Origin of the sequence: Oceanobacillus sp. FSL W7-1304 (assembly GCF_037969805.1) — a bacterium.
GTDB classification, from domain to species: Bacteria; Bacillota; Bacilli; order Bacillales; family Amphibacillaceae; genus Oceanobacillus; species Oceanobacillus profundus.
This window is the reverse complement of record NZ_CP150211.1, coordinates 993,377-1,019,117: the sequence shown is the minus strand read 5'-3', so window position 1 is coordinate 1,019,117 and position 25,741 is coordinate 993,377. Positions and strand designations below refer to the sequence as shown.

At 38.7% G+C, this 25,741-nt stretch carries 17 protein-coding genes and 1 pseudogene; 11 read left to right on the top strand and 7 right to left on the bottom strand.

Annotated elements, in window-relative coordinates; genetic code table 11:
• Positions 1-146 precede the first annotated feature (146 nt).
• The 9 genes from NYE61_RS05080 (at position 147) to NYE61_RS05040 (ending at position 9,774) form a co-directional block, all read left to right on the top strand.
• Positions 147-1,106 carry an ornithine cyclodeaminase family protein gene (locus NYE61_RS05080; RefSeq protein WP_303450886.1) on the top strand — a complete coding sequence of 320 codons (960 nt, stop codon included), beginning with the start codon at positions 147-149 and terminating at the stop codon, positions 1,104-1,106.
• A 324-nt stretch (positions 1,107-1,430) separates the two neighbouring features.
• Entirely contained in the window at positions 1,431-1,721 is a 291-nt protein-coding gene (locus NYE61_RS05075; protein WP_118890372.1) for a (2Fe-2S)-binding protein, read from the top strand.
• Positions 1,721-2,026 (top strand): (2Fe-2S)-binding protein, encoded by a 306-nt coding sequence (locus NYE61_RS05070; RefSeq protein WP_095307546.1) that lies wholly within the window; start codon positions 1,721-1,723, stop codon positions 2,024-2,026. The genes NYE61_RS05075 and NYE61_RS05070 overlap by 1 nt, the downstream gene beginning before the upstream one ends.
• On the top strand, positions 2,016-3,227 hold the full coding sequence (locus NYE61_RS05065; protein WP_251659949.1) for an FAD-dependent oxidoreductase: 1,212 nt from the start codon (positions 2,016-2,018) through the stop codon (positions 3,225-3,227). Before NYE61_RS05070 ends, NYE61_RS05065 begins: the two co-directional genes overlap by 11 nt.
• A gap of 50 nt (positions 3,228-3,277) precedes the next feature.
• Complete coding sequence (locus NYE61_RS05060; protein ID WP_303450893.1) at positions 3,278-4,453, top strand: FAD-dependent oxidoreductase; 1,176 nt, start codon at positions 3,278-3,280, stop codon at positions 4,451-4,453.
• Between the two features lie 5 nt (positions 4,454-4,458).
• Positions 4,459-5,811, top strand: a complete 1,353-nt coding sequence (locus NYE61_RS05055) for a TRAP transporter large permease subunit (RefSeq protein WP_095307543.1) — start codon at positions 4,459-4,461, stop codon at positions 5,809-5,811.
• On the top strand, positions 5,811-6,497 hold the full coding sequence (locus NYE61_RS05050) for an aspartate/glutamate racemase family protein (RefSeq protein WP_303450902.1): 687 nt from the start codon (positions 5,811-5,813) through the stop codon (positions 6,495-6,497). The genes NYE61_RS05055 and NYE61_RS05050 overlap by 1 nt, the downstream gene beginning before the upstream one ends.
• 284 nt (positions 6,498-6,781) lie before the next feature.
• The gene (locus NYE61_RS05045; RefSeq protein ID WP_303450905.1) at positions 6,782-8,134 is read left to right on the top strand and encodes an aspartate aminotransferase family protein; all 1,353 of its coding nucleotides are present in this window, start codon (positions 6,782-6,784) and stop codon (positions 8,132-8,134) included.
• 230 nt (positions 8,135-8,364) lie between these two features.
• Complete coding sequence (locus tag NYE61_RS05040; protein WP_303450908.1) at positions 8,365-9,774, top strand: amino acid permease; 1,410 nt, start codon at positions 8,365-8,367, stop codon at positions 9,772-9,774.
• 59 nt (positions 9,775-9,833) lie between these two features.
• Here the strand turns inward: NYE61_RS05040 and NYE61_RS05035 are convergent, their stop codons facing one another.
• From NYE61_RS05035 to NYE61_RS05025, 3 genes are all read right to left on the bottom strand, one after another.
• Complete coding sequence (locus NYE61_RS05035; protein WP_303450913.1) at positions 9,834-10,763, bottom strand: AEC family transporter; 930 nt, start codon at positions 10,761-10,763, stop codon at positions 9,834-9,836.
• Between the two features lie 460 nt (positions 10,764-11,223).
• The gene (locus NYE61_RS05030) at positions 11,224-11,694 is read right to left on the bottom strand and encodes a DinB family protein (protein ID WP_118890266.1); all 471 of its coding nucleotides are present in this window, start codon (positions 11,692-11,694) and stop codon (positions 11,224-11,226) included.
• 49 nt (positions 11,695-11,743) lie between these two features.
• Positions 11,744-12,937 carry an LL-diaminopimelate aminotransferase gene (locus tag NYE61_RS05025; RefSeq protein WP_303450917.1) on the bottom strand — a complete coding sequence of 398 codons (1,194 nt, stop codon included), beginning with the start codon at positions 12,935-12,937 and terminating at the stop codon, positions 11,744-11,746.
• Positions 12,938-13,386: 449 nt separating this feature from the next.
• On the opposite strand from NYE61_RS05025, the gene NYE61_RS05020 reads away from it, so the two are divergent.
• On the top strand, positions 13,387-20,217 hold the full coding sequence (locus NYE61_RS05020; protein ID WP_303450921.1) for a lamin tail domain-containing protein: 6,831 nt from the start codon (positions 13,387-13,389) through the stop codon (positions 20,215-20,217).
• Between the two features lie 177 nt (positions 20,218-20,394).
• Here the strand turns inward: NYE61_RS05020 and NYE61_RS05015 are convergent, their stop codons facing one another.
• Positions 20,395-21,951: an ABC-F family ATP-binding cassette domain-containing protein gene (locus NYE61_RS05015; protein WP_303450924.1), complete on the bottom strand. Its 1,557-nt coding sequence runs from the start codon at positions 21,949-21,951 to the stop codon at positions 20,395-20,397.
• A 229-nt stretch (positions 21,952-22,180) separates the two neighbouring features.
• Here NYE61_RS05015 and NYE61_RS05010 point away from each other — a divergent pair, with 229 nt between their 5' ends.
• Positions 22,181-23,128, top strand: coding sequence for a DUF4349 domain-containing protein (locus NYE61_RS05010; protein WP_303450927.1), 948 nt, complete (start codon positions 22,181-22,183; stop codon positions 23,126-23,128).
• A gap of 110 nt (positions 23,129-23,238) precedes the next feature.
• On the opposite strand, the pseudogene NYE61_RS05005 reads toward NYE61_RS05010, so the two are convergent.
• From NYE61_RS05005 to NYE61_RS04995, 3 genes and pseudogenes are all read right to left on the bottom strand, one after another.
• Positions 23,239-24,105: pseudogene (locus tag NYE61_RS05005) on the bottom strand (IS3 family transposase); the annotation flags it as partial.
• The gene (locus tag NYE61_RS05000) at positions 24,066-24,599 is read right to left on the bottom strand and encodes a helix-turn-helix domain-containing protein (RefSeq protein ID WP_303451402.1); all 534 of its coding nucleotides are present in this window, start codon (positions 24,597-24,599) and stop codon (positions 24,066-24,068) included. The gene NYE61_RS05000 and the pseudogene NYE61_RS05005, both read right to left, overlap by 40 nt.
• A 191-nt stretch (positions 24,600-24,790) precedes the next feature.
• Positions 24,791-25,726 carry a prenyltransferase gene (locus tag NYE61_RS04995; protein ID WP_339316983.1) on the bottom strand — a complete coding sequence of 312 codons (936 nt, stop codon included), beginning with the start codon at positions 25,724-25,726 and terminating at the stop codon, positions 24,791-24,793.
• Positions 25,727-25,741: the final 15 nt, after the last annotated feature.

Sequence of the window (25,741 nt, the reverse complement as noted above, 5' to 3'; positions counted from 1 at the left end):
ACATCATTTTAACAAGTAGATATAATGTCTTATCTCTTCTAGAAATAATATAAATGTAACAATTCAGATGTTGAATTAGGGAGAGGAAATTAGGATTGCTTTCAAATGTTTAAAAAGACCTAATGGAGGCAGGAGGACGAATGTGTATGTTATTTCTAAATGAAAAGGATATACAAAAAGCAGTTACAATGAATGATGTAGTTGACGCGGTTGATTCAGCTTATCAATTATATGAAGAAAATCAATTTCAAATGCCGCATAGAATGCATGTTTCAGAAAAGGAAAACACATTATTGTTAATGCCCTGCATAACTACAGGAGCAATAGGAACGAAACTCGTGACACTGTTTCCAAATAATAAGCATGTACCAATGCTTCAAGGGATTGTCATACTAAATAGTAGTGAAACAGGGGAGGTAAAAGGTATTCTAGAAGGATCTTTTTTAACTGGTTTACGGACAGGCGCTGTTGGTGGCTCGGCAGTGCGCCATTTAGCAAAAAAGAATGCTGCAAGACTTGCGATTATTGGAACAGGAGTACAAGGTCTTTACCAGGCTGTGGCTGCCTGCTCCCAAAGGTCGATTACGGATATTTACCTTTATAATCGGAGTGCAGAGAAGCTTTCCAATTTTATCACACAGCTAGAGGGCTGGATTGGTACATCGATTCAGTTGCATCCTATGGTTACTGCAGAAGAAGCGATAAAGAACGCTGATATTATTATTACTTCCACAAGCTCAAGTGAACCCGTTCTTCCAAATAAAAAGCATCTTCTTAGAAATAAGCTTATCATTGGGGTCGGCTCCTATCAACCATCCATGCAAGAATTTCCGGAAGCGCTCTATGAACTTACAGACACCATTTTAGTAGATACGGAACATGCAATAGCTGAATCGGGTGACCTGATTTATCCTCTAGCTCAAGGCTTGATAGAACCTGACGCTGTACAAAAAATATCTACTTATATTCGAAGTGAACCAAAACCAACTCTTGGAAATACAATTGTATTTAAGTCAACTGGAATGGCATTATTTGATGTAGTCGTTGCGAATACAATCTATCAAAAGGCTATGGATAAAGGAGTTGGTACGGCGCTTACTTTGTAAAGAAAATATAGTCTTCTGCAATAAGTAATACCTTCTCTTCTCTCGCGCAAAGGAACAAATTTTAAATGTAATCTGTTGTTATTCATGTATGAATTAGTATCCGTTTTCATAAATTGAACTAATAGAAAATTTATTTATTACGAGTTTACGGGCAGTAAAACTCACACATCAAGAATGTGAGGTAATTAAAACAATGTAAATGGGGGATTAACCGCCCGTAAAATTCCGATTCTGTTCAAGGGCCTTTAGGCATACCCTTGTGGTGCTAACATTCTGTGGAGATGAAAAAAACCACTGAATGAAGCTTCACTTTATTGAAAGCTGATGGAGGGAGTTGATGATTCAAACATGATCATTTGCAGATGTGAAGAAGTATTGTTACGTGACATTATCACTTCCATTCAAAACGGAGCAGAAACTTTAAAAGCAATCAAAATGGAAACACGAGCTGGAATGGGAATATGTCAAGGGCGTACGTGTCGCGTGTTGTTGGAGCAGGCTATGACTTTTTATACAAATATAGATATCCGAGAATTCAATAATGTATCATATAAGAACCCAGTACGTCCAATAAGTTTAGCTGATCTATCTCAAAGTAGAAAGGATCCTTCGTAATGAGAATAGAAAAACATCCCATCCTTGGTTATATCGACAAAAAAGAAGTACGAATCACGTACAATGGTGTGGATTACCCAGCATTTGAAGGAGAAACAATCGCAGCAGCATTACTTGCTAATCATATACGGATTTTACGGTATTCAGAAAAGGGAAAAAAACCACGGGGAATCTATTGCGGGATTGGTCACTGTTATGAATGTCGTGTAACAGTTGATGGTGAAAGAAGTGTAAGAGCATGTGTAACAGGTGTAAAAGATCAGATGAAGATCATTTCTCAAGGGATAGATGCTGATGAAATATGATTTAGTAGTTATCGGTGCTGGTCCTGCAGGAATGGGGGCAGCCATTATTGCAGCATCTCACGGTGCACGAGTAGCATTGGTCGATGAAAATCCAGTTCCCGGTGGAAAATTAAGAGGTCAGATCTATAAAGAACCTAAATCGGGATGGTGGATTGGCGAGAAAATTGCACGAAACATGGAAAATAAAATAAAACAATTAGGTGTTCCATGTTTCCTCGAGTGTGAGGTTTGGGGAATTTATCCAAAATGGAAAGTGATGTTGAATAATGGAGAACAATTAGAATCAGATTTTGTTTTAATTGCAACAGGTGCTGCGGAAAAAGCAATCCCAATTCCAGGCTGGACAAAACCAGGAGTTATGGCGATTGGAGCAGCACAAGTATTGGCAAATATTCAGCGTGTAAAACCAGGAAACCGAGTTGCCATCATCGGACTTGATGTACTTTCTTTAACAATTGCCTATGACCTTAAAATGGCTGGAGTTGATGTTGTTGGCATCTATCTTCCGCCATTAAATGCATTTTCATCGGATAAATCGAATCCATTAAAGATGATTGCCTATCTTTCTAGTTTATCGCATTTAGCTCCAAATCCAATGCTTAAATTACTTGGAAAGATAGGACAGAAAGAATCTGTGCAAAAACTTGGGGTAAACTACTATCCGCCATTTGGCATGAGAGTATGGGGGATTCCGTTACATTTAAGAAAGGCAGTAGTTGAAATTATTGGCAATGACATAGTGGAAGAAATTGAGATAGCAACAGTGGATCGAAATGGACAGCTTGGAAGAAAACAAGAAAAACGAATCTCTGTTGATTGTGTTTGTATATCTGGAGGGCTCCTTCCATTAGTGGAGCTTGCGAGTGCAGCTGGTTGTGAGTGTGTTCATATCGAGGAATTGGGTGGTCTTATACCTTTGTATAATGACCAATTGGAAACAACACAATCAGGTGTTTTTGTGGCAGGAAACAGCACTGGTATTGAGGGGGCAAAGGTTGCCATGGCACAAGGGGAACTAGTAGGTACCGTCATTAGTGATCAAATAGGATTAGTAAAGGACGGACCGGAATTAATAAAAAAGGCAAAAGAAAAAGTTAGCCTAGAGCGAAAGAACGCTGTTATTAAATTTCACCCAGGGCTTGAAAACGGCAGGGAAAAGCTAGAGCGTTTATCCCGGATCAGTGAGGTAAATCATTACTGAATGAAGTTTCACTTTATAGAATGAAAAAGCTGTTTGAGGAGTTGAGATTCATGGAAACAGCTGATGTTGTAATTGTTGGAGGCGGGGTAATCGGTACATCGATTGCTTACAGGCTTGCTGGAAATCGCAAGGTAGTGTTAATCGAAAAAGGAGAAATTGGTGCTGAGACTTCTGGTTCCTGTGACAAAGCAATTTTTTTACAATCCAAAAAGCCTGGATTTCCTATTAAACTAGCTCAGGAGAGCCGAATGGTATATGAGAATCTGGAAGAAGAATTAGGAATGAATATTGAATTTCAAAAAAATGGCGGCATGATTGTTATTGAGAATGAAAGCCACCTTGATTTTATGAGAAAATTTGTAAAGCAACAAAATAAGGCAGGTATAAATGTGAAATTAGTAGATCAAAAAGAAGCATTGGCGTTTCAGCCATGTTTATCCCCGGGAATTGTTGGTGCGACCTATAGTACGGTAGATGCAGAAGTCAATCCGCTGCTATTATCACGAGCCTTTGCTGAAGCTGCAAAACGAAAGGGTTTAATCATTCGCAGGCATACCGAAGTAACCGGGATTGTAACAAAGGATAGTCGAGTAATTGGAGTACAAACCAATGATGGAAGAATCGAAACGGAACTTGTTATCAATGCTGCTGGTCCTTTTGCTCCTAAAATAGCGGAAATGGTCGGGATTGGACTGCCGATTATACCGCGCCGCGGAGTGATTCTAATTTCAGAAAAAGTAAAACCAATTGTTCATGGGAATATTTTATGTTCACAGTACATTGCTGCGAAGCATCTATCCAATAACACAGACGTCCCATCTTATGGAATTGGACTTTCACTTGGACAAACGGAAAGTGGAAATTTATTAATAGGTGGAAGCAGGGAGTTTAAAGGATATGATAAAGCGGTTGAACCGAAAATATTATCAGCTGTTGCAATGCATGCTCGCCGAATAGCACCATCCTTAGAACCTGTCCGTATTATTCGTGCAATGGTAGGGTTTCGTCCATTTACTAGTGACGGGCTTCCTATTATTAGTGAAGTGCCGTATTTAAAAGGGTTTATTATTGCGGCAGGCCATGAAGGAGATGGAATTGCACTTGCTCCAATTACCGGTTTATTAGTTGCCAGCTTGGTAAATAAAGATTTGAAGTACAAGGATTTTTTGGATCAATTACAACTCGATCGTTTTAATGCGTCCCATGCTTCACCTAAACAGGGGTGATAAAGATGTTGGAAATAATAATACCTTTAGTGTTGCTTTTTACCATTGTTTTTGTTAAACAAATACCAAAAGTAGGTGGTGATATAAGGGCAGCGCTTCTCGTTGCTGCACTCTCATCGGCATTTATTTCAGGCTTAAACTTTAATGAAATGATTGTTGCATTTATTGATGGAATTGATCGTTTATCTTGGGTTATTATGCTTTCTATATTTGGCAGTTTATATGCTGAATCACAAGTGAAATTAGGTGCAATGGATACAACATTGAATAGTTTACGAGCTGCATTCGGTAATTCTCCAAAAGGTTTGATTGCCGCCGTGTTTATAACTTTAATTTTGGCTGGGTCTTTTCTTGGAGATGCTATCGCTGCAGCTACGGTTATTGGATTTCTCGTAATCCACGCACTAACTGAATTGAAACTAAAGCCTGAGCAAATCGGAATGATTATCTTGATTGGCGCATCTATTGGTTCCATTATGCCACCTATTACACAAGGCGTTTTCTTGTCTGCATCCCTTATCGGTATCGATCCAGGACCAGTTGCCAAGCTTGCGTATATAACTGTGTCCATTGGTGGAATTCTAGCAATTTTAGAATCATTTCGTTTTGTCCGCGGGAAAAAAATGCCACCAGAATTAATTCCCAATCAATCTGTTTTCCAAATCCTGAAAGAAAACTGGAAGACGCTCATACCTCTCTTTGTACTAATTGCCATTGTTATCGCAAACACATTATTTGACTATAATATTTTTACTGAAATCGCAATTTTTGTTTATATTCTCGAACCGCTTATCGGGATACCTATTTTACAGGGGTTAACCAATCAAATTGTAGCAGCAATTATTATCGCACTGCTTGTCGGTTTCTTATTCCCGTCTGTTAGAAAGCAAACAAAAGGTGTAATTAAAAACGGACTAGGAAAAGTGAACCAAACCGTCCAAATCCAACTTTCTGCCGGCGTTATGGTAGGAGTGTTCTATGCTTCAGGTTTAATTGAAAAGGTTGCACTTATGACAGAAGGGTTAGCTTCTTCGATGATAAAAGTGGGAGGAGCTATAGCTATGGTAGTTGTCGGGATGCTAACTGGTTCTCAAACTACTGCTCAATCTGTCGTTGTTACATTCTTGGGCCCGATACTAGAATCAATGCATGTTGAACCAACATTAATTGCATTGGGTGCTTCCCATATTGCAGCAGCTGGGCAAAACATGCCGCCAGTAGGATTAACCGCATTTGTTGTGTGTGGGTTAATTGGTGGGATATTAAATAAAAAGGTGGATCCGATTAAAGTGATGACATTAGCATTACCAAACTCCTTTTATTTTTTAATAATAGGTTTAATCTTGTGGTTTATCTAATGGGTGAGAAACCACTTATTGGCATACTGATGTTGAATACAAATTTTCACAGACTAAAGGGTGATATTGGTAATCCAGAGACATATTCTTTTCCAGTTGCATATCAAGTTGTTGATCATGCAACAACAGACCGTGTTGTTAAATTGGGTGATACGCGTTTAATTGAACCCTTTGTTACAGAAGCTAAGGAATTAGAAAATAAAGGGGTAAAAGCAATCACAACGAGCTGTGGTTTTCTTGCTTTATTTCAAAAAGAGATTCAACGTGAATTGCGCGTACCTTTTTATTCATCAAGCTTAATTCAAATTCCGATGGTACAGCAAATAACTGGCGGGATAGTAGGGGTTATTACGGCTCGCAGGACAAGTCTGACGCAAACGCATTTACAAGGTGTTGAAGCTCATCACACACCAATTGCAATTGCTGGTATGGACGATATGCCAGGATTCACAAATGCCATTGTGAAGGAAACAATTGATCTAGATAGAAAAGCAATAGCATGCGAAATGCAGCAGGTAGCGTCAAGTCTGCTAGCTGAAAACCCGATGGTTAAGGCAATTGTTTTAGAGTGTACGAATATGCCACCATACAAAAGTGCGTTGAGAGAGGTTACGAGTTTGCCAATTTTTGATATAAATACGTTGACGGAATATGTAGCGTCCGGGTTATCGAATTTCAAAGTTTAATATAGTTAAGAAGTTTTGTCATGATCGATTTCGTTATAATGGTAATCAATCTAAAATTCGAAGTTGACCATTAGTGTAGTTTTTGTTAAATTAAAAATAATAAGATAATAAATAACTGCTTCACCTAAATGACGTTGTTGACGAAGCGACGCACTACCTAGGTGAAAACCAGTTATATCGACAGTCTAAACTTATAAATCTGTCCATATTTCTGGTTTTTTCGTTTTTATACAAGAGAAAATGAAGAAGTTTCCAAAATGGGCACAAATCAGGGAGGAATCATAATGAAAAATTTAATCGAACTGGACAAGAAGCATTTCATTCATCCAACATCATCTATCCAGCAGCAACAGGAAAAGGGAGCGAAATTGATCGTAGAAAAAGGAGAAGGAATTTATTTAACTGACATAAATGGAAGCGTATTCATAGATGCAATGTCATCATTATGGAATGTAAATATTGGTCATGGCAGAAATGAACTTGCGGAAGCTGCTGCAGACCAGATGAAAAAACTGGCATATAGCTCTGCCTTTTCAACATTTAGCCATGAGCCAGCTATTAAACTAGCAGCAAAGATTGCTTCACTTGCTCCAGAAGATTTAAATGCTGTTTTCTTTACGTCAGGAGGTTCGGAGTCCAATGATTCTGCTGTTAAATTAGTGCGCCACTACTGGAAAATACAAGGACATCCGCAACGCAGGAAAATTGTAGCATTAAAGCGAGGTTATCACGGAGTTGCTGCGGCTTCAACAAGTGTCACAGGAATTCCTGAGTTTTGGGATATGGCTGGCCATTTAATGAATGACTTTCTCCATGCAGACACCCCTTACTGGGAGGGAACAGAGAAGGCTATTGCATCGCTTCGTTCTGTGATTGAAGAAGAAGGAGCTGAGAATATTGCTACTTTTTTTGCCGAACCAGTACAAGGTGCGGGTGGTGTATTAATTCCCCCATCCAATTATTTTAAAGAAGTCCGTAATTTATGTAATGAATATGGGATTTTGTTTGTTGCAGATGAAGTGATTACTGGATTTGGACGAACTGGAAAATTCTTTGGTATTGAAAATTGGGGAGTAACACCAGACTTAATTACGTTTGCTAAAGGAGTTACAAGTGGCTATATCCCAATGGGTGGGGTAATTGTGTCCGATTCTATCCACAACGTATTGAAGGATAAATCAAAAGGGACATTATTCCATGGTTTTACCTATAGCGGACACCCGACAGCAGCAGCTGTAGCATTGAGAAATATTGATATTATCGAAAAAGAAGGGCTGGTAGCTAATGCTAAAGCAATGGGGGCATACCTACTCGAAGGATTTAAAAAAATAAAAGAACGATTAAAAATTGTTGGTGATGTAAGAGCAATTGGCTTATTAGGAGCAGTCGAGCTAGTTCAAGATCCGGCTAACAATAAGCGCTTTTCTGCAAAATTGCAAGTGGCTTCGAAAGTCGTAGAAGCTTTACATGAAAGAGGTGTAATTTGCCGGGCTGTTACGTATGAAAACACGGATATTATCTGTTTTTCACCACCCTTAATTATGGATCAATTACAAATTGATAGCATGGTAGAAAAATTATATGATGCTATTTTATCTGTTCAAAAACAACTTATTCCTCATATGGTGAATGAATAATAGCAAATAGCTCATGCATTAAGATTTAACATAAAATGAAATTTTATTTAGCAGGAAATCCTTTCCTTACCTGCAAATCCTGGCACCAAAAGGGGTAACCGCAGAACTTTTAGCAGAATCAGAGATTTACGGGCTATAATGCCCCCACCTTCATGTCTTTTTTATACCTGATGCAGGAGGCATTACAGCTGGTTAATGCGTGTTGAAATCACGAAGTAAATGGGGGATGCATGTTGGAAAATGAACAGAAGCTGTTAAAGATACTAGGGAATCGAGATGTACTTACACTTGCATTTGGAGCTATGATTGGCTGGGGATGGGTTGTAACTGCTGGCTTGTGGATAACAGGTGCAGGTTCGTTAGGGGCAATTCTTGCTTTTGCAATCGGTGGATTGATGGTAATATTTGTCGGGCTCACCTATGCAGAACTAGCTTCAGCACTACCTTTAGCTGGAGGTGAACATGTATACAGTTTTAAAGCAATGGGGAGGATGGCATCATTTATTACAACATGGGCAATTATTCTTGGATATGTTTCTGTTGTAGCATTTGAAGCAGTTGCCCTTCCTACTGTTTTTGAATATTTAATTCCAAATTACAGTCAGGGCTATTTGTACACAATTGCAGAGTGGGATGTCACACTTACATGGGCAGGTGTTGGGATTCTAGGGTCTATTTTAATTGCTTGGGTAAATTATCGAGGAATAAAGTTCTCGACCTCGATTATGTTCATTCTAACATTGTTAATTATTATTGCAGGTATCTTGCTGATTACAGGCAGTACGATTGGCGGAAGTACGCAAAATATGGAGCCTTTGTTTGACAATGGGATGGCAGGGCTATTAACAGTACTCATTATGACGCCATTTATGTTTGTTGGATTTGATGTTATTCCGCAATCAGCTGAAGAAATTAATTTACCACAAAAGCGAATTGGACAATTACTAATATTCTCGGTGGTGCTTGCGATTGTCTGGTATGTTTCCGTTATATTTGGTGTGTCACGTATTTTAACGCCTGCAGAGTTAAATGAATCGACCCTGGTCACTGCCGATGCAATGGGTAAGGCATTTGGAGGCAGTCAAATGATGTCTAATATTCTTGTTCTCGGTGGTATTGGCGGGATTTTGACAAGCTGGATTGGTTTTTATGTAGGAGGAAGTCGCGCTATCTATGCGCTTGCTAATGCCGGCATGCTTCCAAAAAGTTTAGGTGAACTTCATCCTAGGTATAAAACACCGCATAAAGCTATTTTGTTAATTGCATTCCTGTCAACTGCTGCACCATTATTAGGCAGGCCTGCATTAGTATGGTTTGTGGATGCAGGAGGACTTGGACTGGTCGTAGCGTGGCTTATGGTAGCCATATCCTTCATTATTTTACGTAAAAAAGATCCAGAAATGAAACGGCCATTTAAACTACCTGGTGGCACAACACTAGGCTGGGTTGCAGCTGTGATGGCAGGCGGAATCGCCACCCTTTATATGCCAGGTATGCCATCAGCACTCGGTGGTCCTGAGTGGATTATTATCGGTGTATGGTCTGTTTTAGGAATCATCTTGTATAATGTGTCAATGACCAAGTATGGAAAGGAATTTGCTGATGAGCATATGAAAAACGAAATTGACCGTATCGCTTAGAATTAAAAAAACAACAAAGGGAACAGTTGTAATTTAGCTGTTCCTTTTCATTAGGATGTTTAAAGAGATAGGATAAAATATAAAAATGGAATCGTAATTACACACAACAAGCTTGAAACAATAACCCCAATCGATGCAAAAAGCGTGTCGCCATTGTATTCCTGAGCATAAATTGAAATAGTAGGCGCAGAAGGCATCCCAGCGACGAGAACGGCAATGGTTAGTAATGGTAATGGTACAGAAAGAAAAGCAAAAGGGAGTAGAAGGAGTGGGGCGATAAGCAGCTTCGCTAGAGCTGCTTTCCAAATGTATTTATTTTTAAGTAGTAACGGAAAATCGTTGTATTTCACATCTGCGATTAAACTGCCAATTAAAATCATGGAAAGCGGCACAGTCATTTTTCCGAGACTTTCCAATGTGTTTGCGATCCCACTTGGCATACTGATGGGAAGAAACAAGATAATTAATCCGACGAATGTAGAAAAAGTTCCAGGATTCAAGAATACTTTGCTCCAATTGATCGTTGCTTTCGAACGTGAAAATAAATAGATTCCATATGTCCAGATAAGAATGAATAAAACAATATTATACATCGTCAAATAAACGATTCCCTGCTCCCCGAAAATAGCAAAAATAACTGCGAAACCAATATATCCTTGATTGCCGAAAATGATCAGTCCCTCATAAACGCTTTTCTGATTTTCGTTCAGCTGGGAGCGATTCCGCATCCAAATAGCAAGAAAAATGGATAAAAGAAGGGCATAGGAGGACATCGCAATAAGCCAAAGGAAATCTTTCATTAAATGATAGGAAAACGGCATATTTAAAGAGTATAAGATGAGTGCTGGTAAGGTGATATATAAAATAAGCTGTGTCAGTACATGATTGGTATTTTCATTAAAAATCCCAAATTTCCTGACTAAAAATCCAAGCAGTGCAATGCTGTACAACTGTATCATCTCTTGCAGGAAATTCAACGTTGAATCCAATATGATCCCCCCTCGAAGTACTATATGTGCAAATGACCTGATTGGTCTCTGCTGTTTGGAGGACTCTCTTAAATAATATGTTTATATAATCCCTTATTTAAAGGTAGGGGGAAGATAATGATTTTTTCCTTTATGTAGAGACTGAGACAAAAGTGTTTTTATCACATAAACTCCGAACATGATTGACGAAAATAACCCGCTCCGGAAATATAATTCGCGCATCCTGTGGCGGCTGGTGAGCCTCCCACAGGAGTCTACATATATTTCCTACGCTAAGTTTATACATCGTTCCTTTTTTTTGTATAACACTTTTGTTATGTCCCAGCTCCACTTTTTAGTTTGGATGGTAGGCAAATTCATGAACTTAACACAGACTGCTTTTGATAATGAACAAATATTGACGTATAGGATGATGTACAAAACCTTGCTGAATCAAATGTTCTCACATGTAGTATTCGATCTACCAGCTTTTTTGTTGCTTTCGAATATAAATAATCTGACCAATATGATATGCATTATGCGTCGTTGCATTACCAACAAGCTCCCACCATTTAGCCGGTTCATAGGCCCAGCGAACAGATTCATCTAACTTTTCCTCTGTTAATAGCTTTTGCCATTGTAAGAGCACGTCTAATAATGTGTTCTTTAAGTCGTTAAACGTTTGTCCCTCTGGAAGGGTGAAGCTTTGATCGTTATTTTCCAATGCAGGTACAGCATGCACATCCGATTGGGTAAACCTGGTTTGCCATGTTTTATTCCAGTAAATAAGGTGCTGCACAATTTCTGCAATGCTATTACTAGCTTCATTAGGCTTCCAAAAGGCATCTTCTTCAGACAAGTTCTTAACGGAACTTGTAAATGGAAGGTACCAACTAGGATCATTTGCATTTGCCAACAATTGATTAAGTAAAAGCTCTTTTGTGTGCGCCATTTATTATTCACTCCTGAAATTAGATTTTGGTATCGACTATTTCATTAAGTTATTTATTCGTAATTGGTACTTCGGTAGTTGAAAACAATATACTTGATCTTAGCTTCGCCACTGCCTTTTTAAGAACTTCCTCTGGTTGGACAAGCCCAATCCGTACATACCCTTCACCACCTTCTCCAAATGCATTACCTGGTACAACAACAATCCCAGTCTCATCCATTAAACGATAGACAAATTCGGTTGAAGTAAACGGTTTCGGAACTTTTGCCCAGATAAACATAGAAGCACTAGGTGTATCAACTTTCCAGCCGAGCGCATTTAAACCACTTACTAGAATATCTCTGCGTCTTTTATAAATCGCTCTTAATTCTTCACTAAAGCTAACAGAATTCTCTAATGCTCGAATTGCTGCTTTTTGAATCGGAAAAAACACACCATAGTCAAGGTTCGATTTAAGTCGATTTAACCCAGCTACAACTGTTGGATTGCCAACAATATAGCCGATTCTGCAGCCTGCTAAGTTAAAACTTTTCGAGAATGAATTAAACTCGACACCAACTTCCTTTGCTCCTTTTATGGATAGGAAGCTAACTGGTTTATCCTCATAGTAAATCTCTGAATATGCAAAGTCATGAACAACAACAATCTGATGTTTCTTTGCAAAAGCTACCACTTGTTCGAAGAATTTCTTTGTTGCCAAAGCAGGAACAGGGTTACCTGGGAAGTTTAAAATCATGAGCTTAGCTTTTTCCCGAATTTCTCCTGGGATAGCTTCTAAATCTGGTAAAAAGTTATTATCCTCTTTAAGTGGCATGCCATAAACAGCCGCACCAGCCAATGCAACACCTGTATCATAAGCTGTATATCCAGGATCAGGTAATAAAATAATGTCACCAGGGTTTGTGAGCGCCATTGGTAAGTGAACGAGGCCATCTTGTGATCCCATGACCATTAATGTTTCATTGACTGGATCTACGGTAACGCTATATTGATTATGGTAGTATGTTGCGATAGTCCGGTGAAGCTCATCAATCCCAGTTAATGTATAGCCGTAGTTGCAAGGTTGGGTAACATGCTTCGCAAGCTCATCAATGACATACTTTGCTGGGGGAAGGTCAGGGCTGCCTACGCTTAAATCAATCATTTCGTTTCCTTCTTGAATTTTTTTCTTTTTGTAATTGGAAAGCTCATTAAAAATAGAAGTTTGAAAATGATGCATTTTATCCGATAGTGTTATGTTCATTTAAACCACCTCTTTGAAATAGAACTTAAAACTCAGTATATTATAACATTTATTAAGGGAATGGAATTGATTTTTTCAGGATTATGAATCGACATATCGATGATGGATCAAAAGCTATTAAAAAATAACTGTTCAGGTGATCCGATTTATTTAAGCAGAGTTGCGGAAGGTACTGTTCAGACTGGTTTCTAAAGCAAAAGCAACAAGAGAAGCAAATGGAAAAAATACTAGAGAAAACAAGCCTTTCCAAGGTGCAGTTTGCAGTTAGCTGGAAAGTCAATTTACGACATATTGAGAACATCGGTAATTCATTACCTTACGCCTATAACTTTTCCACTATCACCTTAGACCTAAAAAACTTTACGGAATTTTCATACATTATTTAATTCCGGTTAATATGCGAAATCTATACTTAATATGAACGTAAACTTAGTCATGGAGGGAAGAGAATGAGGAGAATTTTTGCACTAATATCGGCTTTGATGCTTTTATTTACGACATTCTTCCATGGAGCAGCGCCTATTTATGCTGCCTCAGCTATTAATGAAGCGGATGCAAAAGCTGCCGAGAAGGAAGTCGAAGGAGAGGAAATACAAGAGGTTTTACCAATTCAACATGAACAGCCAAAGGAGCTGATACAAGGAGAGGAATTCCAAGTAATAGCAACGATTCAAGATGCTGAGAAAGTGTCGTTGTATTATAAGCAAGACGCTGAAGCGACAGCAATCCCAATGGAGCGTTCAGAGAATACGGATTTATATATTGCAGTGATTCCAGGGGATGCTATATCAAGCTCAAAATTGGAATATTGGTTTGAAGTAAGGAATGAGAACGAGAGTGTTACATCTTTACCTTATATTACGGAGGTAAAAGAAAAGCAACCAGAAAATCAAGAACAAGAAGAGGCACAGGATGACCAAGATTCTGCTACTGCGGCAACTGAAGAAGTATTGGCAATTGAGCATGAAGCTATAACGAATATCAATGATGGAGCGGATATTACATTTGAGGCGAATATTAAAAATGCAGAAGATGTAATCTTACAATTCCAATCGGGTGTAAAGATGGCTAAGCAGGAATTACCATTTACAAAGGTTGAAGGTACAGAAAATTATACAGTAGAAGTTTCAGAAATACATTTATGGTCCGATAACTTTAAGTACAACATAATCGCACGTGATGCAGATGGAGAGGAAATAACTTATCCTGAAGAAGGCTACATAGAAGCAGCTGTACAATCAGAAGAACCGAATACACAAAAGCTTCCAACTCTGCTTATTACAGAAATTGCACCTCAGCCAGATGGCTATGGATTTATTGAAATCTACAATAATAGTAATCAGCCGATAAACCTGAAGGATTATCAACTTTCGTACCATGACGGAAATAACGCAACAGACCTAGTATGGGATCTAACAGAGAAAGAGGAAAAAGTTATTCAGCCAGAGGAAACATACATCCTTTGGTTGCAAGATAAAGCACTAACAACAGATGACTTTAATAAGAATTATGATGTTACATTAACAGAAGATCGTGTAACAACAATTAAAAGCAGCGGATTGGAAAACAATCAAGACCAAACCATAATTATCCGTGATAACATGGGTGAGGAAATTATACGTGCTGCTTATAGTGAACAGGAAGAGAAGAATCAAGGAATTGTTTATCAATATCCGTCTGAAGGTAATGAGATGCAATTCGTTGGGCTTGGGGAAACTGCTACTCCATTAAACCTTATCAACGGACAAGTTCCAAGTGAGCCAGTAGAAACGGAAACGATGGATGTTAAGGCAGACACAGTAAAAGATGTTGAAGCTCCTATCATTGGAGAGCCTACCGTATCCCTAACGGATGATACTGTAACAGTAGAAATTGAAGTGACCTCAGAGCAAGAACTAGATGAAGTACAACTACATTTTAGCCAAAGCAGTGCCATTAAGGAACAAACCTTGCCAATGCAGGAAGAAGATTCTGTTTATAAGCTTACCTTACCACGCAATCAAATTTGGAGTGAGCAGGTTCAGTATTACTTTACTGCTTCAAATGACGCTGGTACTACTACGTCAGAAACTTATGAAGCAGTTATTCCCCGGCCCGAAGCCGATTCACAAGCTATGCCGAAGCTATTAATTACGGAATTAACACCAGACACAGCAAACATGAATGGTGCCGATGCGTATGAGTTTATTGAGATTTATAACAATACGGATCAGCCAATTAATATGAAGGATTACCAGATCATTTACCGATATCCGACTGAAACCGCCGATCAGATTTGGGATATTACCGATGATAAGGTAATCGACTCTCAGGAAAGCTTTATTGTTTGGATTCATAATGAAGGGAACCAACAGGCGACACTTGATGATTTTAATGAACAATATGGACTTGAGTTAACCGAGGATCGAGTGGCGATCATTCAAAGTGCTGGGATGGCAAATGGAAGTGAGCGCACACTAATTCTTGCAGATGAGTTTGGGAATGAGATTGTACAAGCTTCCTATAATGATGGTACGGATGATGTTTTTACCGATCAAGGGGTTATGTATAAATATCCATCAGAAGGAAATACGGTGCAAAAGCTCGGAATTGCAGAAAGTATTTCCCCACTTACAGTTTACCAAGAGCAAGTACCTAAAGAGCCTGTTGCGATTGAAATGAATGCAGAGGTTCCAGTAATTGGTGAACCTGAATTTGAAGTGACAGATGAAGAAATAACGATCCAGGTTGAAGTTATTTCTGAACAAGCTATACAAGGCGTTAATCTTTATGTAAGCCAAAGTGAAGCGATGGGATTTGATTCCATCACGATGGAAGAGACAGAGGGAGCTGCGCTCTATACGGCAAGTATTCCTCGTGCAGAAATATGGAGCGACAAGCTTAACTATTATATTGTCGCATCGAACCAAGCTGGCAGGGCAACGTCAGAAATAGGTGAATTCGATATTCCTCAAGCAGCTATAGACTATCAAGAAGTCCCACCTCTATTTATTACGGAGGTTGTACCAGATTCAACAAATGCAAATGGTGCGGACGCCTATGAATTTATTGAAGTATATAACAATACAACAGAAGCAATTGATTATAAAGATTATACCATTCGCTATCGTTACCCGAATACTGGACCAGAGGGGGACTTACTTTGGGGCCCACCTGCAGACCATGAGGAAATTATTATTCCGTCTGGTGAAACGGTTGTTTTCTGGATTATCAATTCTGGAAACTCGGATTTAACGGGTTCGGATTTTAATGCCCATTATGGAACAAACCTGACAGAAGGTAAGAACTTAATTAAGATTTATAACAATGGAATGTCAAATAGTGCAGAGCGTACATTTGTGATGGCAACGAAAAGCGGGTATGAACTATCCAATGTAAGCTACTTAGATGAAGCAGGTGTTGACGATACAGTTGCTGATAAAGGGATCCTATTCCGTTATCCTAGTGACGGAAGCCAAACGTTGAAAAAAATCAGTGCCGGTGTTTTGGATGCAACACCTGGAGAAGTCATTCCAGAACAAGTGCCGGGAGAAAAGGTACAATTACCTGATGACACCGCGGAACCAAACATAGAAGATACAACTGGAAAATATACCATCACATCGGAGGAACCTGTTCAAATTACAGCAACCATTACAGATGATATCGAAGTGAAATCTGTTAGTCTTTTTTACCGTACGATGGATGGAGAGAACTTTAGACAAGTAAACTTGGAACGACAAACAGAAGATACATTTCAACATACCATCTATGAACCCGAACTAATCGGACAACAAGAGCTTGAATATTACTTTGTTGCACGTGATGGACGTAATGAAAGTTCAACAGAAATAAAATCCGTAACGATTGAACATCCAAATGCAGAAACGGGACTTCGCTTAAATGTGGAAGAGGATGAATTAATTGCAGGTGAAAAAGTCATCAAAGCGACTGAAGATGCTTATACGAATGATATGCTATTGTTCCTTGATGACGAGCAAGTGACCGATACGTTTATGGCGATGGAAAATGAAGCGTATTTCGCATTTGATGTTAGTGAAACGAATATTTATTTCCAAAATGGTGTGACGATGGGGGATGAAATCCTAGAAATTTTCGATGATACGTATACAGACTTTGTTACATTAACAGTCCCTATTCCTGCTGACATGCTGAAGCCTGGAGAAAATACGATTACCATTCGTGCCGGAAATAAAGTAAGCCCGTTTGATGAAACATCAACTGAAAACCGTGATGATTTTACGATTAAAAATGTTCGCTTAGTATTAGAAGATGGAACAGTTATCTATGATCCAAACTATAATAACCCGGATACAAATTATTCTATCGGTGACAGTCCTGGAAAGGATCCAGTTTACGACTTTGATTTTACGATTGAAGAAGAAAAATTTGCATCACTTGCTTATTTATACGATACAACAACAGTCTCAGATGGGACGCATGAAATAAAAGCAACATTAGCTGATGACGAGACAATTGCAAATGTGATTGTTGATAATTCAGCACCGATTATTAAACCAAGCATTAAAGAAGGACAGGAGTATAAAGGTAACTTTACTATTGATGCAGAAATTGAAGACGCGAGTGATGTTGCAGAAGTTACGGCGACATTAGATGGGAAAACAATCACACTTCCATATGAGACATCATCTGCTCAGCTTGCACCAGGTGAACATGAAATCACCTATACTGCAACAGATGCAGCAGGAAATACCGGAACAGAGACAATTACATTCCTTGTCGTGGAGGAACATCCATGGCTTCCAGATTGGATGAATAACCAGCCGGATGCAACGCGTGCTGATCTATCGGTGAAAATAAATGATCCAACTGGAGACAAGATGAAAGTCGACTTTTATCAGTCGTATCAGTATAAAGCTGATGATTCAAAGCACCTCACGATTTCACAAAATAGTGTTGGTACGGAACCTCCTGGAGAATTTTTACCAGAAGGAGAAACCGAATTTACAGAAGATGAGTTGGCACAATTATCCGATGTGGATGGAAAAGAAGTGTCAACTGAATCAACTACGGAATTTCCGTACCATCGCTTCGATGTTACCGTTAATAAAAATGTTCAGCCTGATGATGAAATCGAAATTGTATGGAATGGCTCCTCGTTGGATGGCCGAAAGGTAACAATGTATGCTTGGAATTATAAAACAACCGAGTGGGATGAGCTTACATCGATTATTGCAGGTGAAGCGGCGTTTGAGCTAGTCGGTTCTGTTACTGGAGATGCATATTTACAGGACAGTAAAGTAAGTGTTATTGTTCAAGACCAAATAGCGAATCCAGGGGAGGATTTTACATTTGTATGGATGTCCGATACACAATACTACTCTGAGAGCTATCCGAATATTTATAACGAACAAGTGGATTGGATTGCAGCCAATCAGGAAGCGTTAAATCTTGAGTACGTCATCCATACTGGTGATATCGTTAATATTTGGGATGATTTTGACCAATGGGAAGTTGCAGACAAGGCAATGAAAGTACTTGATGATGCTGGTATTCCATATGGAGTTCTTGCTGGAAATCATGATGTTGATCAAAAGGATAATAATTATACGAATTACTATACGTACTTTGGTGATCAACGGTTTGAGGATCGTTCCTATTTTGCTGGTTCCTATAAAAATAACCGCGGACACTATGACCTTATTTCAGTCAATGGAAATGATTTTATCATTGTTTACATGGGATGGGGTGTCGATCAGGATGGAATTGACTGGATCAATGATGTTCTGGAAGAGCATCCAAACCATAAAGCGATTTTAGGATTCCATGAATACTTGCTTGCCAGCGGGACAAGAAGTCCAATAGGGGATGAGCTTTTTGAAAAAGTTGTTGTTCCAAATGAAAATGTCCATGCAGTCCTATCGGGACATTACCATAATAGCCAAAAATTAATAGACGAAATTGATGATAATGGCGATGGTGCTGCTGATCGCACTGTATACCAATTGCTTGCAGATTACCAGGGTGGACCAGAAGGCGGTCAAGGCTATATGCGACTGTTAACCTTTAATATGGAAACAAACCAAATGGAAGTACGTACCTATTCTCCGTATATGGATGAATACAATTACTATGATCCAGAAGAGTTCCCGGAGAAGGATGAATTCAATTTGGACTGGGATCTAGAACCGCAGCTGAAAGAAGTTGCAACTGATTACGTAGAGGTAAATGTGTACACTAATAATCTGATTGATTCGGTGAAAAATGTAGAGAGCGGAGATACAGCAACAGTTGTTTGGGAAAATCTAGATCCTAATAGCGAATATTTCTGGTATGTTATTGCATCTGATGATTTCGGCGGTATAGTTCGTTCAGACATTTGGAGTTTCCAAACAGTGGACGGAGAAGTGGTTGACCCATCTGAACCAGAAGTGCCGGAGGTTCCTGATCCGGAAGAAGAACCGAATAAGCCTGAAAAGCCAGGTGAAACACCTGATGATGGAAACGACAAGGATCCTGGTGAAGTTCCAAACGAGCAACTACCAAACAACAAGAAGCAAACCGTAACACCTGAAGTACAAAGTAACAAAGCCAAGCTTGATAGTGACGCATTTTATGAGGTAGCAAGTGACGGCAATATCATTGTTGATTTAAATGAATATGCAGACCAAACTATCGTGGAACTCGAATTAACGGAAGAACAAATTAAGCTTATAAAGGAAAAAAATATTATCCTATCGATTCAAAAAGGTGACATTACGCTGGATATCCCGGCATCTGCATTCAGCGGAGCAGGCGATGTCATCATTAAAATCGAACGATTGGAACAAATTGCGGATGCATTAAGTAATATATATGATATTACGATTACACAGGGCGGTGCACTGATCAGTGAATTTGCAGAACCACTAACATTAACGTTGGGTGTATTCACTGCAAAAGTTACAAAGCCTGAACATCTTCATTTATATTATTTCAATGAGGATTCGAATGAGTGGAAGCTAGTCAATGGAAGTGAATTTGCAGATGATAAAGTTACTGCACCAGTACACCATTTGAGTACATTTGCTGCATTCGAAAAAGTCGAAGAAGCAAATACAAATGGTGGTTCTGCTCCAGTATCTGGTGACGGATCTGGGGAAGAGAAAGCTCCTATTATTGAAAAAGTAAGCTCAAATGATGATTCAGCATCCGGCGGATTCCTGCCAGATACAGCTACTGATATGTTTAACTATTTATTAATCGGTATAGTGTTCATAATAAGTGGTGTGGGGATATGGTATGTTGGACATTATAGAAGACAGCGATCGGTGGATTAATGGATTTGATGAAAGAACTTCAGCTAAGGCTGGAGTTCTTTTTTTGCAGATAAGAAAGTGCAACTAAGGCATTCGCCTAGAGACTTGGCAAATACCAAGTTTTCTTTACAATTATAATCAAATAAGGCTTAGAGAAAATTATCTCTAAGCCTTACGTCCATAACAATATAAATATATTTAGAACACTTTCGTCGTCCAATCCTCACAATTCCATTTATCCGTTACAATACCCTCGTAAAAATCAGGTTCATGGGAAATGAGGAGGACGCTGCCTTTGTATTCGTCTAGTGCTCGTTTTAGTTCTGCTTTTGCATCCGGGTCTAGATGATTTGTAGGTTCATCTAATACGAGTAAGTTGGACTCGTTATTAATTAATTTACAAAGTCGGACCTTGGCCTTCTCTCCACCACTTAGTACTTGAACTTTACTCTCAATATGTTTTGTTGTTAGTCCACATTTTGCAAGAGCAGCACGTACTTCGTATTGCGTGAAATGAGGGAATTCATCCCAAACCTCATCAATACAGGTTTTAACATTTTCCGTTTTAATTTCCTGTTCAAAATATCCGATATGAAGGTGCTCACCTAACTGTACAGAGCCCGAAATAGCAGGGATTTCACCGAGAATGCTTCGTAGTAACGTAGTTTTACCAATACCATTGGCACCGTACAATGCAATCTTTTGTCCACGTTCCATTGATAAATTAAGAGGCCTAGACAAGGCTTCATCATAGCCGATAACGAGGTCCTTCGCTTCGAATAGGTACTTACCTGGTGTACGAGCTTGTTTGAAGTTAAATTCGGGTTTTGGTTTCTCGGCATCTAGCTCAATAACATCCATCTTATCCAATTTTTTCTGACGAGACATCGCCATTCGACTTGTTGCTGCGTTTGCTTTATTTCTCGCAACAAAGTCCTTTAAATTAGCAATTTCCTGTTGTTGTTTCTTGTATGCAGCAGCAAGTTGCTGTTTTTTCATCTCGTATACACGCAAGAATTCATCGTAGTCTCCAGGATAGCGTGTCAGCTGTTGATTTTCCATATGGTAAATGAGGTTCACAACACTATTTAGGAATGGGATATCATGTGATACAAGGATAAATGCATGCTCATACGCTAACAGGTAGTTTTTTAGCCATTCGATATGCTCCACATCAAGATAGTTTGTCGGCTCATCGAGTAATAAAATATCTGGTTTTTCCAATAATAGCTTGGCAAGTAATACTTTCGTTCTTTGTCCACCACTTAAGTCATGGACATCACGATCTAGACCAAATTCGTCTAAGCCAAGCCCGTTAGCAACTTCCTCTGCTTTTGCATCGATAATATAGAAGTCACTGTTCGTGAGGGCGTCTTGTATTTGTCCAGTTTCTTCGAGCAGTTTTTCTAATTCGTCAGGTCCGACTTCACCCATTTTTGTGAATAGTTCATTCATCTCAGCCTCCATATCATATAAATATTGGAAGGCTGTTCTTAGCACGTCTAGGATAGTCATCCCTTGCTTGAGTAAAGCATGCTGATCCAAGTAACCTACACGGACATTTTTTGCCCATGTCACATTTCCAGCATCTGGCTCAAGTTTCTGTGTAATAATATTCATAAAAGTGGACTTGCCTTCTCCATTCGCTCCGATTAGTCCAATATGTTCTCCTTGTAATAAACGAAAAGAAACGTCATCGAAAATGGCGCGATCCCCAAATCCGTGACTTAAATTTTTAACGGTAAGTAAACTCATTATAAAACACCTTTTCCTTCTAAAATACATTCTGTTCTATTATATAGGTCATTACAGAAAACGGCTAGTCAAGATTTGCTTCCAGCAGGTAGGTTTTACAAAACTCGAGGAGGCAGTGCCTGTCACTGTTATTTTATTTCGAGTATAGATGTAACATTTTTCAGTAAATTACGTCTGTAATGATAAGTAATTATTCTAAAAGAGATGGAAATGAAAGGTGGGGGTCTTTATGAAAAATGGGTTGATTATTTTGATTGTTCTTTGGATCGGCATGTTGCTAGCTGCTTGCAGTAATGATGTGGAAAATAGTAATGTAAGCAGCGATAGGGCTAATTATGACTCGGAAGAAAGCGTGGAAATAGAAAGTATAGAAATAGAAAGCAGCAATTCGATTAGTGGAGAAGCTGATCGCACTACTGAACCAGAAGTGAGTGATTCACAAGAAGAAAGTGGTTCATCACAAGAAGAAATCGTCGAGTCTGATCGAAAAATAATTTACACTGCTGATCTGCAAATTGAAGTAAAAAATTATCAGCAGACATTAAATACGATTCAGTCTCAGGTTGCAAACCGTGGTGGGTACGTTGTAGATTCGAATATGCAAGGGTACGCAGAAAATGATTCAACTACCGGACAGGTGACAGTAAGGATTCCTCAGGATCAGTTTCGTGAATTTATTCAGATTGTGGAAGATGGGAGCAGTAAAGTTTTGGAAAGTTCCATTTCAGGTCAGGATGTAACAGAAGAATTTATTGATCTAGAGTCTCGTTTAAAATCAAGAGGAGTTGTTGAAGAAAGATTGCTTTCCTTTATGGAGCAAGCAGAGAAAACAGAAGATCTATTAACCATTTCAGCTGATTTAGCTGAAGTTCAAGGTGAAATAGAGGAGATAAAAGGACGAATGAATTATTTACAAAACAGAACTGACTTGGCAACGGTTACGATCTATATGGAGGAAAAAAATGTAACGATTTCGGGGATGAGTGAAGGGGAACTAAACACCCTGGAAAAAACCAAACAGCAATTTTTGAATAGCATTAATTTTCTTCTCGCAGTATTCTCAGGGATTTTTGTGTTCATTATAGGTAATATGCCTGTGCTTATCTTACTCGGAGTTATCGTGGTGATTGGATTTTTTGTTTACAGAAGAATAAAGAAAAATAACCAGAATGGTTAGGTTCATTTGATGAAGTTCAGTGAGGGGAAATCAATTTATTGGAACATTAACAGGCTTTGAAAAGTAAAAAGTGACCGATAGGTAGTGATCCCTAAAAGTTAGAGTTTTCATTATGCAGCTGTTTGGCTGGTTTGAGTTCGGTATTGCACTGGACTTAAACCAGCCAATTTCGTTTTAATTCGTTCGTTATTGTAGTAATAAATATATTTCTCTATCTTTCGTTTCAGTTCATGATAAGACATTAATGCTTCACCGTGATACATTTCTTGTTTCATAATCCCAAAGAAATTCTCCATCGCAGCGTTATCTGCACATGTGGCTTTTCTAGACATGCTTTGAAAGATTCTGCTTTTATTCAACGTTTTGACCCACTTTATATGTTGGTAATGCCAGCCTTGATCAGAATGAATGGTTGTACGATATTTGGCCTTACTCTTGATTATTTCTATTGCTTGGTTAAGTGGCTTGACCGCAAAATCTAATGTTGGTTTATTTGAGATACCATAAGAGATTACCTCACCATTATATAAATCTAGTATTGGACTTAAATAAAGTTTCTCATTTCCAGTACACTTGAATTCCGTGATGTCGGTGACTAACTTTTGTAGACGAATAGGCGTATTAAACCGTCGGTTTAAACGATTTTCCGCTACCTTCCCAACCGTTCCTTTATAAGACTTGTATCGAGACTTTCGTGTAAACTTAATACATTTCAAGCCCAATTCTCTCATAATCCGTTGTACTTTTTTATGATTGATTTTATAGCCCTTGCCTCTTAATTCTAAATGGATCCGACGGTATCCATATTTACCTTCATGCTTCTTAAACAATTCATGAATGAGTTCTTTCCACTCTTTATTCGTATCTTCCTTCTTCAATTGTTTAACTTGATAATGATAAGTTGCCTCTGGTATACCTACAACTCGGAGTACATCTTTTAATCTGAATCCTTCTTTCTTGAGTTCGAGTGCCAACGCTGCTTGTGCTTTTCGAGGTAGGCCTCTGGATTTTCCTGAAAAGCTTTTAACTTTTTTAAATAGGTATTTTCCAACCGAAGAAGTTCAATCTCACGCTCTAATTGTTCCTCGCGATTCATTGCTTTCTCTTGTTTTACTGACTTTGCTTTTCTTTTCCCAGACATAGGGGGCCGTCCTTTCGGTTTTTCTTTGAGGCCTTCTATCCCTTCAGTAAGGAAAATCTTGTTCCAGTTCGCAATAAGAGTAGAATTATTCATCTGAAATTCTATTGCGGTATCTTGGTAAGAAGCGCCCGTTTGTTTCATAAAGTTTAGTACATTTAACTTAAATTGAACAGAATAAACCTTTTTACAACGCTTTTTACGTAACCCCTCTTCACCCAATGCTTTATATGACTTTACCCATCTTTCAATAGGAGCCTTACTTGGAATATCATATTTCCTAGCTAATAAAGTGTAACCAAGAGGACCTTCCATATATTCCTTAACAATCATTAATTTAAATTGCTCACTATATTTTGCAATGCAAAAACACCCCAAAACTTAGATTTCTTACTCTAACTTTTGGGGTGCAGCACCATATTTTTATATGTTGGTCACTTTTTACATTTACACTGTTAAATCTAGCAAAGCGTCGAAACGCCAGATGAGGACAATCAATGGGAAAGAAAGGAATTAAGTACATTTTAAACCAAAATACCTAATCCAACAGCTGTTAGCATCGCAAGAAAAAGTAAGATCTTTTCATAATTACTTACCTGTTCATGATTTGTTACATCCATTTTCAGAACAAGTATTATCGCTATAGTGAGCATAATCAATAGAAAGCCTGCAGCCCAAATTCGGTCGAATCCTAACCAAAGCATGCATAATGCTGCAAAGGAAAAATAGAGCAGCGCTGGGAAACGTGCATAATAAAGTCCGAATCGCTCAACAAACCAAACGACACTTGTTTGTTTTTTTGGTAAAGCTCGTCTGTCAGCTTGTAAATCTGGAATGTGATGAACCATTACCCATGCCATACAAAAAAGGGCATTAATCAAGGAATTTTGGATTGCCCATAATGGAATTGTATTTAACATCAACCAAGGTCCAGCCAAACCAAGTGAAAAGATAGCTGGAAAAAGACTTGCCCATTCACCTAAAAAAGGCCGATAGCTTAGATGCAAAGGAGAGACCGAGTAAGAAACGGCACTCCAGATTCCAATCAATAATAAAATGACGAGCTTGTATTGTGCAAAAATAGCGAGCACTAAAGCAAGGATTAAAAGAATAAAGGTAAAGGCGAAAGCTAGTTTGAGAACTGCGTGCAAAGAAAACATTCCATTCTGGATTACGCGACTTCCCCCAGACAAAATAGCTGGACTAAAGCTATCCGTACCAGAACAATGATCGGTATAATCGTTAAAAGCATGTGTTAGGACGCCGTGAATGGCGAATGCAGCGATCGTAAGGAAAACAAATAGCAGCCAGAGCCGGTCCGAAGAGATTGATGAATATAAAAATAAAGGAAGTAAGCTAGAAATAATAGTCGCAACACTTGATGAGATAACCGCGATAGAACGCAGCAACACCCATCCTCCGCGAAATATTGCGTAAACTTGATTTGACAATGGTAGCACTCCTTTCGTTTATAA